The following is a 17,539-nucleotide window of genomic DNA, read 5'->3' on the forward strand; positions in this document are numbered from 1 at the left end:
TCCCTGAGGGTGCGGGTTCAGAAACCCGTGGTGGAAATGAAATCGACGTCGGTCTTCGGTTCCGCGCGCATCAGCAGTTCGATCACCTGTCCCAGCGTGCGCCCTTCGAACAGGATGGCATGCAAGCCGGCCACCAGCGGCATGTACACCTGCAGCTCCTCGGCCTTGGCCTTGAGCACCCGGATGGTGTTGACGCCCTCGGCCACCTCGCCCAGGCGCTCGACCGCATCGTCCAGGCTCAGGCCTTCGCCCAGGGCGAAACCGACCTGATAGTTGCGGCTCTTGGGCGACGAGCAGGTGACGATCAGGTCGCCCACCCCGGCCAGGCCGAGGAAGGTCATGGGATTGGCCCCCAGGTGCACGGCGAAACGGGTCATCTCCGCCAGCGCCCGGGTGATCAGCATGCTCTTGGTGTTCTCGCCCATGCCCAGGGCGGCGGCCATGCCGGCCATGATGGCGTAGACGTTCTTCAACGCGCCGCCCAGTTCGACGCCGAAACGGTCGCCACTGGCATAGACGCGAAAGGTGCGGCCATGCAGCGCTTCCTGCACCTGCTGGCACAGCGGCTCATCCTCGCTGGCGATCACCGTGGCGGTCAGCGCATGTTCGGCGACCTCCTTGGCCAGGTTCGGCCCGGACAGCACGCCGATACGCGCCTGGGGAGCGATCTCCTCGAGGATCTGGCTCATCAGCTTGAAGCTCTGCGCCTCGATGCCCTTGGTGGTGCTGACCAGCAACTTGCCCGCCAGCAGCCCGGCCACCGGCTGCAGAGCCTGGCGCAAGGCGCTGGAAGGCAGCGCGACGAACACCAGCTGGCTGGCCGCCAGGGCCGCGGGGAGGTCGCTGAGGGGCTCGACGCCGGCATGGATCTTCACGCCCTGGAGGTAGCGCGGGTTCTCGCGGGTAGCCAGAATGGCCTCGACCTGCTCCGGGTCCCGCATCCAGTGCAGGACATGGCGACCGTTCTCCGCCAGCAGGTTGGCCAGCGCGGTGCCGAAACTGCCGCCGCCGAGCACGGCGATGGGGTGCTGCTCAGTCATAACGAATCCGTAATGGGTCATGGGATGACGATCTGCGCGCATTATACGGGGCATGGGCAAGGCGGCCAGCGTTTAGCCCGCTTTATCAGGCTGTGCACCGTTCGGCACAAAAGGCATCGGGGCGCCGCCGGGCGACTGGCAAAGGCGGCCGGCTCGGTTAACATGGGCATTTTTGACGCGAACAAGGCCGTTGCGTGACAGCCTCTCCATTACCCGCCGCCCTTCCCGCCACTGACGCCGCTCGCCAACGACGACGGCCCGGCCCATCGCCGTGCGCGCCGTCCCAGGGCCACGGCCCGGGCCCGGCATCGGCCCACGGAGTGGGTCGATGAGCGCGCGCCGCGGCTGGGACATCCATACCCTTACGCAGCTGATCAGCGTGGGACCGGCGCTGCTGCTGACCTTGCTGTTGACCGGCTTCTTCACCTTCGAGCGTCTGCAGGACCTGCGCCAGGAACTCAACCGCACCGGCCAGTTGATTGCCAACCAACTGGCACCGGCGAGCGAGTACGGGGTGATATCGGGCAATTTGCAAGTGCTCGAGACCCTGTTGCAGGCCACGCTCAACACCCCCCACGTCCGCTTTCTCGAGGTTCGCGACCACGACGACAGCATCCTGGTGTACGTCGAGCAGCCCGCCAGCCAGGGCCAGGCCAGCGGCCCGGTGGAAGTCTTCCGGGCGCCGATCCACCTGCAACGGGTCGATCTGCACGCCGCCGACCAGGAACGCGGCTCGCCCGATCAACCGCTTGGCCACGTGCTGGTCGGCATGTCCAGCGACGCCCTCAACGAACGCCAGCAGGCGCTGCTGCTCAAGGCCGCGATCCTGGCCCTGCTCGCCCTGCTCCTGACCTTCCTCCTCGCCCGTCGTCTGGCCAGGCGCCTGTCCAAGCCGCTCGGCGCCATAGGTTCGGCAGTCACGGCGATCCAGGCAGGCGACTATCGCACCCGCCTGCCGGCGCTCGAAACCGGCGAGCTCGGCGACCTGGCCCAGCACGTCAACGCCCTCGCCAGCGGCCTGGATCGCGCCGACCAGGAGCAGCGCCAGGCCATGGCCCTGCTGGTCAAGGCCCGCGAGGAAGCGGAGCTGGCCAATCGCGCCAAGTCGGACTTCCTGGCCATGATGAGCCATGAACTGCGCACGCCGATGAACGGCGTGCTGGGCATGCTGCAGCTGCTGGAGACCACCGAGCTGAGCGGGGAACAGACGGAATATACGGCCCTCGCCACCGAGTCCACCGAACACCTGCTGAAGGTCATCAACGACATCCTCGACTTCTCGCGCATCGAGCGCGGCGCGCTGGAGCTGGAGTGCATCGCCTTCAACCTGCTGGAGCTGGTCCAGGGCTCGGCCCAGGTATTCCTGCACAGCGCCCAGCAGTCGGGCCTGGCGCTCGAGCTGGACACCCAGGCCGGCCTGGAGCAACTGGAGGTGCAGGGCGACCCGACCCGCATCCGCCAGATACTGGTCAACCTGATCGGCAATGCCCTGAAGTTCACCGAGAGAGGCGGCGTTCGCGTGGAGACCCGCTGGCAGGAACTGGACGACCGCGTGCTGTGGTTCAGCTGCGCCGTGCACGACACCGGCATCGGCATCTCCCAGGAGCGCCTGGAGCACATGTTCGATGCCTTCCAGCAGGCCGACAGCACCATCTCCCGGCGCTACGGCGGGACCGGCCTCGGCCTGCCCATCGCCCGCACCCTGGCCGAACGGATGGGCGGCATGCTGCAGGCGCAGAGCGAGGAGGGCCGCGGCTCGACCTTCACCCTGGAGGTACCGCTGCCCTTCTCGCTCCAGTCCCGTCCCTCCCAGGCCAACGCCGAGGCCGAGGAGCACCACGGTCGAGACCAGAGCGTGCTGCTGGTCGAGGACAACCCGGTCAACCAGACGGTGATAGAAGCCATGCTGCGCAGCCTCGGCTATCGGGTCGACCTGGTCGCCGACGGGGCCCAGGCCGTGCTGCACGTCGAGCAGCGGCCCTACGCGGCCGTCCTGATGGATTGCCGCCTGCCGATCATGGACGGCTACGAGGCCACCCGGCGGATTCGCCAGCTCGACGCCCATGGCCAGCTGCCGATCATCGCACTCACCGCCAACGCCCTGCAGGGCGACCGCGATGCCTGCCTGGCCTGCGGAATGAACGACTACCTGGCAAAGCCCTTCAAGCGGGCCGACCTGCAGCGGGTAATGCAACGCTGGCTGCCGGCAAGGGCATCGGTGGCCAGCCAGGACTGTTAAACTTCCGTCGGTGGCTTGTCACGGCTCGCAGGTCGGGCGTCTGTGACAAGCCGCCGGGAGCGGAGTACAACTGTACTCGACAGGCTGTGACTTTCAGCACATCGCAACAGTCTATGACTAGGCTGCTGGCAGGCGCCCAGAGGTGCCGGCCAGCCAGGACGACTTGCCCAGCCTTGGCGCGTGGGGATTATTGAGGAGCTCGCATGACCAAACAAAACGCCTTCACCCGGGAAGACCTGTTGCGCTGCAGCCGCGGCGAACTGTTCGGCCCAGGTAATGCGCAACTGCCCGCGCCGAACATGCTGATGATCGACCGCATCACCCACATCAGCGACACCGGTGGCAAGTACGGCAAGGGCGAAATCGTCGCCGAGCTCGATATCACCCCGGACCTGTGGTTCTTCGGCTGCCATTTCGAAGGCGACCCGGTGATGCCCGGCTGCCTGGGCCTCGATGCCATGTGGCAACTGGTCGGCTTCCACCTCGGCTGGCAGGGCAACCCCGGCCGCGGCCGTGCCCTCGGTTCCGGCGAGGTGAAGTTCTTCGGCCAGGTCCTGCCGACCGCCAAGAAGGTCACCTACAACATCCAGATCAAACGCACCATCACCCGCTCGCTGATCCTGGCCATCGCCGATGGCAGCGTCAGCGTCGATGGCCGCGAGATCTACAGTGCCGAAGGCCTGCGCGTCGGCCTGTTCACCTCCACCGACAGTTTCTAAAGGATTCCCTCCATGCGTCGCGTCGTGATTACCGGTCTGGGCATCGTTTCCTGCCTGGGCAATGACAAAGACACCGTCTCCGCCAACCTGCGGGCTGGCCGCGGCGGTATCCGTTTCAACCCGGAATACGCCGAGAAAGGCCTGCGCAGCCAGGTATCCGGCTCCGTCGACCTGAACCTGGAAGAGCTGATCGACCGCAAGGTCTACCGTTTCATGGGCGACGCCGCCGCCTTCGCCTACCTGTCGATGCAGCAGGCCATCGCCGATGCCGGTCTCAGCGCCGAAGACATCTCCAACCCGCGCGTCGGCCTGGTCGCCGGCTCCGGCGGCGCTTCCACCTTCAACCAGATGGAAGCCATGGACATCCTGCGCGAGAAGGGCGTCAAGCGCGTCGGCCCCTACCGCGTGCCGCGCACCATGGGCAGCACCGTTTCCGCCTGCCTGGCCACGCCGTTCAAGATCAAGGGCGTGAACTATTCGATCTCCTCGGCCTGTGCCACCAGCGCGCACTGCATCGGCACCGCCATGGAGCAGATCCAGCTGGGCAAGCAGGACATGGTCTTCGCCGGCGGCGGTGAAGAGGAACACTGGAGCCAGAGCTTCCTGTTCGACGCCATGGGCGCCCTCTCCACCCAGTACAACGAGACCCCGGAAAAGGCCTCGCGTGCCTACGACGCCAAGCGTGACGGTTTCGTCATCGCCGGCGGCGGCGGCATGGTGGTGGTCGAGGAACTGGAGCACGCGCTCAAGCGCGGCGCCAAGATCTATGCGGAAATCGTCGGCTACGGCGCCACCTCCGACGGCTACGACATGGTCGCGCCGAGCGGTGAAGGCGCGGTGCGCTGCATGCAGCAGGCCCTGGCCACCGTCGACACGCCGGTCGACTACCTGAACACCCACGGCACCTCGACGCCGGTCGGCGATGTCGCGGAAAGCCGCGCGGTCCGCGAAGTGTTCGGCGACAAGGCACCGGCGATCAGCTCGACCAAGAGCCTGAGCGGCCACTCCCTGGGCGCCGCCGGCGTGCAGGAAGCCATCTACTGCATGCTGATGATGGAAGGCAACTTCATCGCCGGCTCGGCCAACATCGAGGAACTCGACCCCGAGGTCGCCGACCTGCCGGTACAGCTCAAGACCGTCGAGAATGCCAAGATCGACACGGTGATGAGCAACAGCTTCGGCTTCGGCGGCACCAACGCCACCCTGGTGCTCAAGCGCTGGACCGGCAAGTAAGCCAAGCTTGCTTGCGATGAAGAACGGCGCCTACGGGCGCCGTTCTTCTTTCTGGCAGGAGGACTTCAGGGCTTCCGCCTGGCCATCCCGAGGCATTCGCGTCAGCGCACCAGAAAGCGCTGCTCGGCCAGTTTGCGGTCATCCTGGAACACCAGGAAATGCCACTCCCCCGGAACCATCTCGTGGGCTTCGCTGAACTCGAACGCCATCAGGTCCAGAGGCGCGCCGGGCACCAGCTTCTGTGTCACCACGAATTTGTCATGGCGGATACCGTCTGGGGTCGTCACCCCGGGCGTGAGGTACAGCAGGGTCAGGGGCGCCCCCTCTGCCGTCTTGCCGCTCAGCTGGTAACGCAGGCCGAACTTGGTGCCGAGCCTGGCCGGAATCACCTCGGTGCGCTCGATTGCCTGGTTGCTGCGGGTCAGCACCCGTTCGCCCGGCTCGAAGTCCCGGTACGGGGTCGTGAAGATGCCGTACTCCACCTCGCCCTTCACTTGCACCTGCGCCTGGACCAGTCCGGTCAGCAGCAGGAGTGCGGCCAGCGCACTGAAACGGGTGTATTGCATGACGTGCTCCTTGGTTGAGATGGCGCGAGCCTATGACGCCCCGATGACAGGCTGATGACAGCATTAGTCGGCGAGCCCGGCACGAACGCGGCGCGGCAGCACGGCGAGGAAGTTGTCCCGGGCCACCCGCCGCGCCACGGGCTCCGGCAAGGCGTCGAGAAAGGGCGCGAAGCCCTGCAACTGGTCGCCGAGACTGTCGAAGCGGCCCACCACATCGCTGCCCAGCATGAAGCGCGCCGGATAGCTGCTGACCAGTTCCAGCCATTCGCCATCGGGCCTGCCCCGTTGATCCAGCAGGTAGGGCCTGAGCACGCTCCAGGACAGGTCGATGTACAGGTTCGGATAAGCGGCGAGCATGCGCCGCAGGGTCGGCAGGAGGAAGTCCAGCTTCTTCTGGTGCCGGTGAATTTCCATGCTGGTGCCGGCGTGGGCCCAGATGAAGCGCACATGGGGATGATTGCGCAGCGGCTCTTCGATCTCCGCCAGGTACAGCGGATTGCGCTCGCGCTTGGAGGTGATATTGGCATGCAGCATCACCGGCAGATCGTATTCCGCGGCGAGGTGGTAGACCCGCGCCAGCGCCTCGTTGTTGGCCCGCGGCACATCGCCGTGAATCAGCGCCGTGAGGTCGTCGTGACGGGTGAAGACCTCACCTATGCCCTGCCACAGGCCCGGGTCCAGCTCGAGCATGCGCCGGATATGGGCGTCCGAGTTCTTGTCGTTGGGATTGAAGCCCGAGAGAAACGGATGGAAGCGCTCGCGCTGTGCCGCCGGCAACTGCTTGTAGGCATGAGCGACCAGCACGTCGGTGGCGCTGTACCAGTAGGCATTGGCATCGTCGCCGGCGTAGTAGCGCGGTCGCTTCGGCTCGTTCTCGTGCCATTTCTTCGCCACCGGAATGCCGGAGAGCATCGCATGCTCGACCTTGCCGGCGGCCATGGCGGCGAGCAACTCGTCCATCCCGGCGCTTTCCTGGAAGAAGTCCACGTAATGCAGGTGCGCGTCGCTGTAGCGGTAGTCGCGGGCCTGAGCCGCCACGGCGGCGAGCAGCAGCGCCAGACCACAGTATCGAACCAGGCTCAAGGGCAGCCCTCCGCAACATGAGAGCTGGATAGACCCTCGGTGCCCGGCGCGAGTTCAGTCGAGCCTCCAGCCCTGCTCGCGCTCACCACTGGGTTCTGGGCCGGCGCCGACCGCGTCGACGGCCCCGGGGCGGCGGTAGCGCTGGCCACAGCCTGCGCCCTACCCGGGCGCGCTGTGTCAGCATAGGCAATACTGCAGCGGCAGCCGTGCAGCCGCCCCAGAACAGGAGCACAGTGCACATGAGTTTCGAACGCAATCCGCGAACCACCCCTTCCCGCCGGGTCCGACCATGAATGCCCCACTCCTGCTCCGGGCACGCCCGGAGGTCCTCGAGGGCCAACCGATCCTGCGCCTGCTGCCCACGGCCCAGTGCCGCAGCGTCGGGCCGTTCGTGTTCTTCGACCATATCCTGGAACACGACTATCCGCCCGGCGGCGGCCTGAACATCGACCAGCATCCGCATATCGGCCTGTCCACCCTCAGCTACCTGTTCGAGGGCCAACTGCAGCACCGGGACAGCCTCGGCTCGGACCAGCTGGTCCGGCCCGGCGATGTCAGCTGGATGACCGCGGGCCGCGGCGTCGCCCACGTCGAACGTACCCCGGCGCAGCTGCGCGAACGCGGCTCGCGCCTGCATGGCCTGCAAGTGTGGCTGGCGCTGCCGGAGGCCGAGGAACAATGCCAGGCGAGCTACAGCCACCATACCGCCGTCAGCCTGCCCAGCAGTGAAGCTCTGGGCGTGGAGATCCGCCTGATCGCCGGCAGCGGCTTCTGCCTGGAGTCACCGGTGCCGGTGCGCTCGCCGACCCTGTATGCCGAACTCAAGCTGGCCACAGGCGCCAGCCTGGCCATTGCCGCGGAACATCCCGAGCGCGCGCTCTACCTGATCGACGGCGAGGCACGGCTGGATGATCGACCCCTGTCGCTGCGCGGCCTGACGCTGCTGCCCGAAGGCGAGACCTTCACCCTGAGCGCCTGCAGCGAGTGCCACCTGGTGATGCTCGGCGGCCAGCCCCTCGGGCCCAGGCGCATGTACTGGAACTTCGTTGCCAGTGACCAGGCGCTGATCGCCAGCGCCCGTGTGCGCTGGCAGGACCGGGACTGGCCGCAGGTGCCGGGGGAGCGCCGGCGCATCGAGTTGCCGCCAGGCTAATCCGCGGCGAATACCTCGTCGAACAGATCGTTCATCGCCCGATAGGCCCGCGCCGCCACCTGCGGATGGTACTGGTTGCGCCCCGGATTGTTGGCCTCGGGGTTGGTGAAGGAATGCACCGCGCCGCCGTAGCTGACCAGTTGCCAGTCGGCCTGCGCGGCCTTCATCTCGGCCATGAAGGCGCCAACCTGAGCCGCCGGCACCGAAGGGTCGTCCGCACCATGCAGCACCAGCACCGGCGCCTGGATGTTCTGCGCATCGGCCGGATTGGGCGTATCCAGATTGCCGTGAAAGGACACGAAGCCTTGTAACGGCGCCCCGGAACGCGCCAATTCCAGTACCGAACCGCCGCCGAAGCAGAAGCCGATGGCGCCCAGCTTGCCGGGGTCCAGGGGAGCCTCGGCGGCCCGCGCCCTGAACACCTCTACGGCGGCCTGGGCGCGCTTGCGCATCAGCGCCCGGTCGGCACGCACGGCGCCGGCCGCCGCCCCCGCCTCCTCGGCATTGCTCGGGCGAATCGCCTTGCCGTACATGTCGGCCATGAACACCACGTACTTGTCAGCGGCAACCAGGGCCGCCTGCTTTTCCGAGCTTTTCGTCACGCCCATCCAGTCGGGCACCATCAACAGGCCAGGGCGCGCCGTGGCGACGCTGTCGTCGTAGATCAGGCGCCCCTCGAAGGCGACTCCGTCGATCTCGTAGGGCACCGCCTCGACCACCACGGCCGCCTGCGCGAGACCGGCCAGGCCGCACATTCCCAGGGCTATCAGTGACTTGTTCATCGACCCGCTCCTGTTGCGTGGGTAACTCTTCAACAGTAGCCCGTGGCAGCCGACAGCCAAGAAAAAAGCCCGCACTAGGCGGGCTTCTTCACTGCGCCGGCTATCAGGCCGAGAGCTCGACCAGCAGCTTGTTCAGGCGCTGCACATAGGCGGCCGGGTCCTTCAGGCTGTCGCCCGCGGCCAGGGCGGCCTGGTCGAAGAGGATGTGCGACAGGTCACCGAAACGGTCCTCGTCCGGCTCGGCATCCAGGCGTTCGATCAGCGGGTGGCCCGGATTGAATTCGAAGATCGGCTTGGACTCCGGCACCTTCTGCCCGCTGGCCTCGAGGATCTGGCGCATCTGCAGGCCCAGGTCCTGCTCGCCGATGGCCAGGATCGCCGGTGAGTCGGTGAGGCGGTGCGACACCCGCACCTCGGCCACCTGCTCGCCCAGCGCCGCTTTCAGGCGCTCGACCAGCCCTTCCTTGGCCTTGGCCACTTCCTCCTGGGCCTTCTTGTCCTCTTCGGAGTCCAGCTTGCCCAGGTCCAGGTCGCCGCGGGCCACATCGACGAACTGCTTGCCGTCGAATTCGGTCAGGTAGCTCATCAGCCACTCGTCGATGCGATCGGTGAGCAGCAGCACCTCGATACCCTTCTTGCGGAACACCTCCAGGTGCGGACTGTTCTTCACCTGGGCGTAGGACTCGCCGGTCAGGTAGTAGAACTTGTCCTGGCCTTCCTTCATGCGGCCCAGGTAATCGGCCAGGGACACGGACTGCTCGCCGCCGGTTTCCTGGGTCGAGGCGAAGCGCAAGAGCCCGGCGATCTTCTCCTTGTTGGCGAAGTCTTCCGCCGGCCCCTCCTTGAGCACCTGGCCGAAGTTCTTCCAGAACGCCTTGTACTGTTCCGGCTCGCCCTTCGCCAGTTTCTCCAGCATGTCCAGCACCCGCTTGGTCAGCGCGGACTTCATCGAGTCGATGATCGGGTCCTTCTGCAGGATCTCCCGGGAGATGTTCAGCGACAGGTCGTTGGAGTCCACCACGCCCTTGATGAAACGCAGGTACAGCGGCAGGAACTCGTCGGCCTGATCCATGATGAACACGCGCTGCACGTAGAGCTTGAGGCCCTTGGAGGCGTCGCGCTGGTACAGGTCGAAGGGCGCGCGGCCCGGCACGTAGAGCAAGGAGGTGTACTCGAGCTTGCCCTCGACCTTGTTGTGGCTCCAGGACAGCGGGTTCTCGAAGTCGTGGGCGACGTGCTTGTAGAACTCCTGGTATTCCTCGTCCTTGACCTCGGCGCGCGGACGGGTCCAGAGCGCGCTGGCGCGGTTGACGGTTTCCCACTCCGGCTCGGCCGGCTTGTCCTTCTCTTCGCCGTGGAACTCCTTGGGCAGCTCGATCGGCAGGGCGATGTGGTCGGAGTACTTCTTGATGATGTTGCGCAGGCGCCAGCCGTCGGCGAACTCGTCCTCGCCCTTCTTCAGATGCAGGACGATGCGGGTGCCGCGCTCGGGCTTGTCGATGCTGGCGACGCTGAACTCGCCCTCGCCATGGGACTCCCAGTGCACCCCTTCGCTGGCCGGCAGACCGGCGCGGCGGGTGAACACGTCGACCCGATCGGCGACGATGAACGCCGAGTAGAAGCCCACGCCGAACTGGCCGATCAGGTGCGAGTCCTTCTTCTGGTCGCCGGTCAGGTTCTTGAGGAAGTCGGAAGTGCCGGACTTGGCGATGGTGCCGAGGTGGCTCACCGCCTCTTCGCGGCTCATGCCGATGCCGTTGTCTTCCAGGGTGACGGTGTTGGCGTCCTTGTCGAAACTGACGCGGATCTTCAGCTCGGCGCCACCCTCGAGCAGCTCGGGCTTGGCCAGGGCCTCGAAACGCAGCTTGTCGACCGCGTCGGATGCGTTGGAGATCAGCTCGCGGAGGAAGATCTCCTTGTTCGAGTACAGCGAATGAATCATCAGGTGAAGCAGCTGCTTCACCTCGGTCTGGAAGCCCAGGGTCTCTTTTTGAGTTTCCACACTCATGGTCGTCTAACTCCCCATCGATGACTAAGCCGCGGTGCGGCGGATGTCATGCAGATGGGGGCTTGGGCCGGGATTTCAAGTGCTTAGCCGTGGTATCGCTCAAGGTTCGAGCAATTCGATGCGGCTGATCTCCTCCGGGCGCAGGCGGAAACTGGCCTGGCCGCTGCCGCCCAGGCGCTGCTGCAAGACCACCTGGCCCTGCTGGTCGATGCCCTGGAAACGCCCCTCGGCCGTACTGCCGCGCACGGTGACCGCGCGCATGCTCAGGTCCTGGTAGCGACTCGGGCTGCGCAACAGGCCCTCCAGGCTGAAGCGCCGGCGGCGGTCCAGCGGCCGGCTCGGGCTCACCGCCGGTGCAGCCACCTGCGCCGCCGCCCCCGGTGTTGCCGGCGCCTCACTGGCCTCAGGCAAGGCCGGAAAGCGATCGGAGCGCACCGCCCAGCCGCGAGCCTCGCCCTTGTGCAACTGTAGCGGCAGGCGCTGCTCCTGCCCGTCTATCCGCGCCTCGACGATCAGCTCCAGGCTCTGCGCCGGCAGCAACACCGCAGGCAGCGGGCGCAACTGTACCTGGCGGGTGGCGAAGCGCCGCTGCAAATAGTCCTCGATGACGTGGACCAGGGTATCGCGGGAGTCGACATGGCGGTCGACCTTGCCGTCGCGATAGCGCAGGCCGTCGCTGAACAGCTCGACTCTGCCGCTCAAGGTGGTCTTGAATCGCGGCGGCAGCACCAGGTGGAAATCACCCACCAGCTTGTTCGGGGGTTGCACTTCAAGGTCTAAATGCAGGCTGTAGCCACGGCTCAGGCGACGCGCCTCGGGCAAGTCCTGCTCGGGCAACAGCCAGCTGATCTCGACCTCCGGCAACCTGCCTTCATCCATGGGCAGCACATCGACGCGGATCGCCCCCGGCGACGGCTGCGGCAAGCGAATAGAGACTTCCCGGTGGGCGAAGAAGTCCTGCCCCTCGCTGAGCCTGAGCACCCCGTCGACTAATTCGCCATGCTGGGGTGCGAACGGCTGGCCGTTCAGCTCGCCTCGCAGTTCGATATCCAGTTCGCTGGGGGCTACCCCGTCGGCGTCCAGCCAGCGCAGGCCGAGTATCGCCTCCATGCGCTGAGGATCATGGCTGGCGAGCAGGGCCAGACCGACCACCAGCGGAATGAAGCCCATGAGGCTCAGCGCCAAGGCCTGGCGGGCGCTCCGCCAGTGACGCAGCACGTACAGCAGGGTCAGCGGCGGCAACAGCGCGAGCCAGCCCCACAGCAGGCTGGTGCCGAAGGCTCGCACGACCAGCCAGACCAGGCCGGTCAGTATCACCAACAGGCCGCCGAGGATCAGCAACGCATCCATCCAGAATTCCTTAGTGAACGGGCCAACGCCCCCGGTCCGGCACTCAAGCCCCCAACCCTTGAAGCGCGAGCTGGCTCGTGCGCCTCGCCGGACGGCAATCGCCGGTCCGGCGAGGGCAGCCCCTCTCGCCAGGCACGGCATCGAGATGACCAGCACAATAATGCTCCACGCGCGGAGATTCTATCGAGAGGTCGAGGATTCTCGCGAAATCCGGCTGCGCGATACGGGACTACAGCCCCCCTCTGGAGAGCCGCGACAGCCGGCCGGTCGGTGCGAAAAGGCGGTCCCGCGGTTTGCCAGGGGAACTTCGGCGAACCGCCCGGGCTCAAACGGCCCATGCTAGGACAAACCCGGCACTGACGATTACCACAAGGAGTACGACCGTGCAAAAGCCCCTTACCTATGCCCTGCTGCTCGCCGCCACCCTGGCCCTAGCCGCCTGCGAGGACACCCCGGAGTCCAAGATGGACAACGCCAAGGAATCGGTCTCCGAGGCGGCCGAAGCCATGGGTGACGCCATCGAAGAGTCCGGCGAAGCCATCGAGCAGAAAGCCAACGAAGTCATGGGCAACGAGCCTACCACCGGTGAGAAGATCGAAGCCGCTGCCGACGATGCCGCCGATGCCATGCAGGAAGCCGGCGATGCCGCCAAGGAAGCGGTCGACGGGCAGTAACCGGTCGCCGCAATGCACGAGGCCCGCGCAAGCGGGCCTCGTCGTATCGGCCAGCTCAAAGCGCCGGGGTGAGCATCAGCGCCAGGCTGCAGAGCAAGCCTACCGCCCACACCAGGCTGCGCTGCCAGTGCAAGTCGGCCCAATAGCACAGCAGGTACAGCACCCGCGAGACGACGAAGGTCACCGCCAAAGCGTCCACCAGCAGCCCCTGCGCGCCGCTCACGTGGGCCATCAATACACCCGCGACGAACAACGGGAATGCCTCGAAGCTGTTCAGGTGAGCGGCCAGGGCACGGGCCCCGAACCCGCGCAGGCGCGCCTGCTGACTGCGCGGGTGACGATTGTCGTAACGACCGCCCTCCTCCTGCATGGCCTTGGCCACGGGCGCCTTGGCCAGGAATATCAGCAGAGCGCTGATGAAGATGCACCAGAACGGCAGGCTCACTCGCTCTTCTCCTTGCTTGTTCCGAACATCGGCGTCTGGGTGTAGACCATCACTTCCAGCACGTCGGAATGGAACTCGCGACGATACAGCACCACCACCACACCTCCGGTCACCAGCATGAAAAACCAAGGGTTGATGAACCAGGCCAATGTCGCCATACCGAAGTAATAGGCCCGCAGCCCGTAGTTGAACTGGTTGGCGGCCATCGAGATCACCCGCGCGGTGCGCACGGCGAAGGCGTTGCGCTCCTGCTCGGTGACATGCCGCTCGCCGACCATCGGCGCGGAGCCCACCAGAATCGCAGCAAAGTTGTACTGCCGCATGCACCAACTGAAGGTGAAGAAGGCATAGACGAAGACGACGCCCAGGCAGAGCAGCTTGACCTCGGACATCTCACGACTGGCGACCTGCACGAAAGGCAGATCGGCCAGCAATGACACCGCACGATCGGAAGCACCGAGGACCGTGAGAATACCGGCCAGGATGATCAGGGTACTGGAGGCAAAGAACGAGGCATTGCGCTCCAGATTGCCTATGACGTTGGCGTCGGCGATACGGTTGTCCCGCAGCAGCATGCGGCGCATCCAGTCTTCCCGGTACAGGTGCAGGACGCTGGCCAGGCAGGGTGTGCTTTGCCCCTTGGAATGCGCATAGCGGGTATAGCCCCCCCAACAGAGCATGAACCAGACGATGGCCAGCAGCTGCTGCCACAGATTGTTGTCAATGATGTTCATCAATCCCCCCGGCTGAGACGCGATTATAGCCGGCAACCAGCAAACACTGCTGCCTTATGCTTTTCAAGCATACGTCTAGCCAGCGCTGCCGTGCCTGTTAAACCAACCTGCCGCGAACAGGCACGCGCGAATTGCAAAATGCCAGTACCTGGACAATGCTGTCAGCACGCACCAGATGAGTGCGCATGGCTCCCGGTAATTCGACGCCCCCCGCCGAGTCGACCGCCGTGTCCATGACAGGACGTCCGCGAAACCACTGCTAAGGAGAGCCGTAGTGTCCGTTCAGCGCTTGTTTTCCCTTATTTTCGCCACCATCATCCTCTGCACCAGCCTGCTGGCGCTGCTGGTCTTCCTGATGATCGACAATCAGGGGCGCTTGACCGCAAGCCAGGCGAACCGCTACCAGTCCTACCTGCTGGCGGACGAGCTGCGGCAAAGCTCCGATGATCTCACTCGACTGGCGCGCACCTATGCCGTCAGCGGCGAGGCTCGCTACGAACAGCAGTACTGGCAGGTATTGGACATCCGCAACGGCAAGTTGCCGCGCCCGCTGCAATACGAACGCCTGTACTGGGACTTCCTGGCCGCCGGCCATCCCGCGCCGAGAGCCGATGGTGAGCGCGCGCCCCTGCTCGAGCTGATGCGCCGCCAAGGCTTCACCCAGGCCGAACTGGACAAGCTGGCCGAGGCCCAGGCGAACTCGGACACGCTGGTACTGATCGAGACCGAGGCGATGAACGCGGTCAAGGGCCAGTTCGCCGACGGCCAGGGCGGCTTCACCCGCAGGGGCGAACCCGACCTGGCACTGGCCAGCCGCCTGATGCACGACCAGGCCTACCACCGGGAGAAGGCCAAGATCATGCATCCGGTCGATGCCTTCTATGCCCTGCTCGACCGCCGCACCGGCGATGCCGTGGCGCACTACACCCAGGTCGGTGAGCGCTACATGCTCGCCGTATCCCTGATGGTCGCGCTGCTGATTCTGGTGTCCGCCGTGGGTATCTTCGCGATTAGGCGCAAGGTCAGCGGCGCCTTGTTGCGCCTGAGCGACGAGGCGCGCAAGGTCGCAGCCGGCGAACTGGGCACCCACCTGGACGGGCAGAGCAGCGGAGAGTTCGGCGTGCTGTCGCACTCCTTCGGACAGATGGTGGGCAAACTGCGGGAGATCGTCAGCAATGTGCTGAGCTCCAGCAGCCAGCTGAGCGTTTCCGCCTCGCAACTGACCAGCACCACCGCATCGACCCAGCACAACCTGCAGCAACAGGAGCTGCACACCACCGAGGTGGCCGCGGCTATGACCGAGATGGCGGCAACGGTGCAGGAAGTCGCCCGCCACTCGACGCAAACGGCCGAGGCGGCGCAGCGCGCCGACCAGGCCGCCAATGCGGGCCAGAGACTGGTTGCGCAGATGGTCGACGCGATCGGCACCCTCTCCCACGACATCGGCGACGCCACTGCCGCCGTCCAGGCCCTGGCGCAAGACACGGCTGACATCGGCGGCATCCTCGATGTGATACGCGGCATCGCCGACCAGACCAATCTGCTGGCCCTCAACGCCGCCATCGAGGCGGCCCGTGCCGGCGAGCAGGGTCGGGGGTTCGCCGTGGTAGCCGATGAGGTGCGCTCATTGGCCAAACGCACCCAGGATTCCACCATGGAAATACGGGAGATGATCGAGCGCCTGCAGAACCGCGCGCAGAAAGCCTCGGACGCCATGGGCCAGAGCCGTACCCAGGCCGAATCCGGGGCCAGTCAGGCGCAGGAGGCCGGCCAGGCCCTGGAAACCATCACCGAGGCCAATCGCGAGATCAGCGAGATGGCCGTGCAGATCGCCAGCGCCGCCGAACAGCAGGCCGCTGTCGCCCAGGACATCAGCCAGCGGATCCAGATGATCCGTGACCTGGCCAGCGGCAATGCCGAAGGCTCCAACGAGGTCACCGAGGCCAGCCACAGCCTGGCGCAACTGGCGGAGCAGCTGAACCTGCAGGTACGCCATTTCAATCTGGGCGAGCGTACCGGCTGAAGACTCGGCCCCGTCATTGCAGCGGTTCAGCGCCGCCGTTCGGCTCGAGTGGGCGACACGCGCACCACTCGAGCCGACGCATTTGAGGCCTCAGGCCGCGACCCGGCGCCCTTCTCCGAGCAGACGGTCGAACACCGCGGCCAGCAACAGCATCGCCAGTACCGGCACCAGCCAGCCGAGGCCGTGCTCGGCCAGCGGCAGCTCGCCGAACAGCCCTGGCACCCACTGTTGGAAGCCGGCCGCGCCGACGCCGTCCACCAGGCCGAAGATCAATGCCACCAACATGACCGGAACGAAGACCCGCCGCGGCGACAGCCACAGGCCATCGAGCAAGCTCAAGGCGACCAGGACGATGGCCAACGGATAGAGGCCGACCAGCACCGGCACCGAGACGCTGATCAGCTGCGTCAGGCCCTGGTTGGCCACCACCAGGCTGAACAGGCCGAACGCCACCACCACCGCACGGTAGGACACCGGCAGCAAGCCGCTGAAGAATTCGCCGCAGGCCGTCAGCAGGCCTACCGCCGTGGTCAGACAGGCCAGGGTGATCACCAGGGCGAGCAACAGGCTGCCGGTCGTACCGAAACTGTGCTGCACGTAGGCCGTGAGTATCTGCACGCCATTCTGCGCATCGCCGGCGATGTCTTGGCTGGTCGCGCCGAGGTAGAACAGCGCCAGATAGACCAGCGACAGGCCCAGGGCGGCGATCAGGCCGGCGATCACCGAGTAGCGGGTGATCAAGCCACGCTCGCTCACGCCCCGGTCGCGGATGGCCGTGGCGATGACGATACCGAACACCAGGGCGCCGAGGGTATCCATGGTCAGGTAGCCCTGCAGGAAGCCCTGGACGAAGGGCGCCGAGCGGTAGGCCTCGGCCGCATCGCCGATCTCGCCGGCCGGCGCGAACAGGGCCGCACCGCCGAGTACGAGCAATCCGGCCAGCAACACCGGGGTGATGAACTTGCCGATGCGGTCCACCAGTCGTCCCGGGTTCAGGGACAGAAACAGCACCGCGGCGAAATAGGCCAGGCTGTAGACCAGCAAGGGCGTGCCGCTGTTGCCGGTGAAAGGCGCCACGCCCATTTCGAAGGACACCACGGCCGTACGCGGGGTGGCGAACAATGGGCCGATGGCCAGGTACACCGCCACCGCGAACAGCACGCCGGCACGCCGGCCCAGCGGCGCGGTCAGGAGCGCCATGCCGCCGCCGACACGGGCCAGGGCCACTATGGTCAGCAACGGCAGGCCGACCCCGGTGAGGAGAAAGCCCAAGGCCGCCGAGCCGAGGTGTTCACCCGCAGCCATGCCGGCGCTGGGTGGGAAGATGATGTTGCCGGCGCCGAGGAACAGCGCGAAGGTCATGAAACCGAGGGCCAGGAGATCCGAGCCTTTCAAACGAGTCATAGAGGGGAACACCACAGGCAGAAAGTATTGAGTTCCGAGGGTTTCCCGAGGGGTCGGGGGAAACGTCGCCCCGCCGCTTAGGCGGA

General features: G+C 66.0%; 15 protein-coding genes and 1 pseudogene. 7 read left to right on the forward strand and 9 right to left on the reverse strand.

Annotated features, from left to right (window positions below):
• Positions 1-17: 17 nt before the first annotated feature.
• Positions 18-1,040 carry an NAD(P)H-dependent glycerol-3-phosphate dehydrogenase gene (locus I0D00_RS01970; RefSeq protein ID WP_213638081.1) on the reverse strand — a complete coding sequence of 341 codons (1,023 nt, stop codon included), beginning with the start codon at positions 1,038-1,040 and terminating at the stop codon, positions 18-20.
• 328 nt (positions 1,041-1,368) lie between these two features.
• Here I0D00_RS01970 and I0D00_RS01975 point away from each other — a divergent pair, with 328 nt between their 5' ends.
• The 3 genes from I0D00_RS01975 (at position 1,369) to fabB (ending at position 5,231) form a co-directional block, all read left to right on the forward strand.
• Positions 1,369-3,279 (forward strand): ATP-binding protein, encoded by a 1,911-nt coding sequence (locus I0D00_RS01975; protein WP_213638082.1) that lies wholly within the window; start codon positions 1,369-1,371, stop codon positions 3,277-3,279.
• Positions 3,280-3,482: 203 nt separating this feature from the next.
• Entirely contained in the window at positions 3,483-3,998 is a 516-nt protein-coding gene (gene fabA / locus I0D00_RS01980) for a 3-hydroxyacyl-[acyl-carrier-protein] dehydratase FabA (protein WP_213638083.1), read from the forward strand.
• A gap of 12 nt (positions 3,999-4,010) precedes the next feature.
• Positions 4,011-5,231 carry a beta-ketoacyl-ACP synthase I gene (gene fabB / locus I0D00_RS01985; RefSeq protein WP_213638084.1) on the forward strand — a complete coding sequence of 407 codons (1,221 nt, stop codon included), beginning with the start codon at positions 4,011-4,013 and terminating at the stop codon, positions 5,229-5,231.
• Between the two features lie 101 nt (positions 5,232-5,332).
• Here the strand turns inward: fabB and I0D00_RS01990 are convergent, their stop codons facing one another.
• Positions 5,333-5,797, reverse strand: a complete 465-nt coding sequence (locus tag I0D00_RS01990; RefSeq protein WP_213638085.1) for a DUF3859 domain-containing protein — start codon at positions 5,795-5,797, stop codon at positions 5,333-5,335.
• 63 nt (positions 5,798-5,860) lie between these two features.
• Positions 5,861-6,886 carry an amidohydrolase family protein gene (locus tag I0D00_RS01995; protein WP_420850790.1) on the reverse strand — a complete coding sequence of 342 codons (1,026 nt, stop codon included), beginning with the start codon at positions 6,884-6,886 and terminating at the stop codon, positions 5,861-5,863.
• A 283-nt stretch (positions 6,887-7,169) separates the two neighbouring features.
• Here I0D00_RS01995 and I0D00_RS02000 point away from each other — a divergent pair, with 283 nt between their 5' ends.
• Positions 7,170-8,033 (forward strand): pirin family protein, encoded by an 864-nt coding sequence (locus tag I0D00_RS02000; RefSeq protein ID WP_213638087.1) that lies wholly within the window; start codon positions 7,170-7,172, stop codon positions 8,031-8,033.
• On the opposite strand, the gene I0D00_RS02005 is transcribed toward I0D00_RS02000, so the two are convergent.
• From I0D00_RS02005 to I0D00_RS02015, 3 genes are all read right to left on the reverse strand, one after another.
• On the reverse strand, positions 8,030-8,815 hold the full coding sequence (locus I0D00_RS02005; RefSeq protein WP_213638088.1) for a dienelactone hydrolase family protein: 786 nt from the start codon (positions 8,813-8,815) through the stop codon (positions 8,030-8,032). The two genes, I0D00_RS02000 and I0D00_RS02005, sit on opposite strands and share 4 nt — an antisense overlap.
• Before the next feature lie 103 nt (positions 8,816-8,918).
• On the reverse strand, positions 8,919-10,823 hold the full coding sequence (htpG, locus tag I0D00_RS02010) for a molecular chaperone HtpG (RefSeq protein WP_213638089.1): 1,905 nt from the start codon (positions 10,821-10,823) through the stop codon (positions 8,919-8,921).
• Positions 10,824-10,922: 99 nt separating this feature from the next.
• Positions 10,923-12,173, reverse strand: a complete 1,251-nt coding sequence (locus I0D00_RS02015; RefSeq protein WP_213638090.1) for an MFS transporter — start codon at positions 12,171-12,173, stop codon at positions 10,923-10,925.
• Positions 12,174-12,556: 383 nt separating this feature from the next.
• Here I0D00_RS02015 and I0D00_RS02020 point away from each other — a divergent pair, with 383 nt between their 5' ends.
• On the forward strand, positions 12,557-12,847 hold the full coding sequence (locus tag I0D00_RS02020; RefSeq protein ID WP_213638091.1) for a hypothetical protein: 291 nt from the start codon (positions 12,557-12,559) through the stop codon (positions 12,845-12,847).
• 55 nt (positions 12,848-12,902) lie between these two features.
• Here the strand turns inward: I0D00_RS02020 and I0D00_RS02025 are convergent, their stop codons facing one another.
• Positions 12,903-13,292 carry an MAPEG family protein gene (locus I0D00_RS02025; RefSeq protein ID WP_213638092.1) on the reverse strand — a complete coding sequence of 130 codons (390 nt, stop codon included), beginning with the start codon at positions 13,290-13,292 and terminating at the stop codon, positions 12,903-12,905.
• Positions 13,289-14,026 carry a DUF599 domain-containing protein gene (locus tag I0D00_RS02030; RefSeq protein ID WP_213638093.1) on the reverse strand — a complete coding sequence of 246 codons (738 nt, stop codon included), beginning with the start codon at positions 14,024-14,026 and terminating at the stop codon, positions 13,289-13,291. The genes I0D00_RS02025 and I0D00_RS02030 overlap by 4 nt, the downstream gene beginning before the upstream one ends.
• A gap of 964 nt (positions 14,027-14,990) precedes the next feature.
• On the opposite strand from I0D00_RS02030, the pseudogene I0D00_RS21780 reads away from it, so the two are divergent.
• A pseudogene (locus I0D00_RS21780) lies at positions 14,991-15,179 on the forward strand (HAMP domain-containing protein); the annotation flags it as partial.
• Between the two features lie 141 nt (positions 15,180-15,320).
• Complete coding sequence (locus I0D00_RS21785) at positions 15,321-16,049, forward strand: methyl-accepting chemotaxis protein (protein ID WP_420850791.1); 729 nt, start codon at positions 15,321-15,323, stop codon at positions 16,047-16,049.
• 90 nt (positions 16,050-16,139) lie between these two features.
• On the opposite strand, the gene brnQ is transcribed toward I0D00_RS21785, so the two are convergent.
• Positions 16,140-17,453: a branched-chain amino acid transport system II carrier protein gene (gene brnQ / locus I0D00_RS02040; protein WP_213638095.1), complete on the reverse strand. Its 1,314-nt coding sequence runs from the start codon at positions 17,451-17,453 to the stop codon at positions 16,140-16,142.
• Between the last annotated feature and the right edge of the window lie 86 nt (positions 17,454-17,539).

The organism is Pseudomonas lalucatii, assembly GCF_018398425.1.
In the GTDB taxonomy this organism is placed as follows: Bacteria; Pseudomonadota; Gammaproteobacteria; order Pseudomonadales; family Pseudomonadaceae; genus Aquipseudomonas; species Aquipseudomonas lalucatii.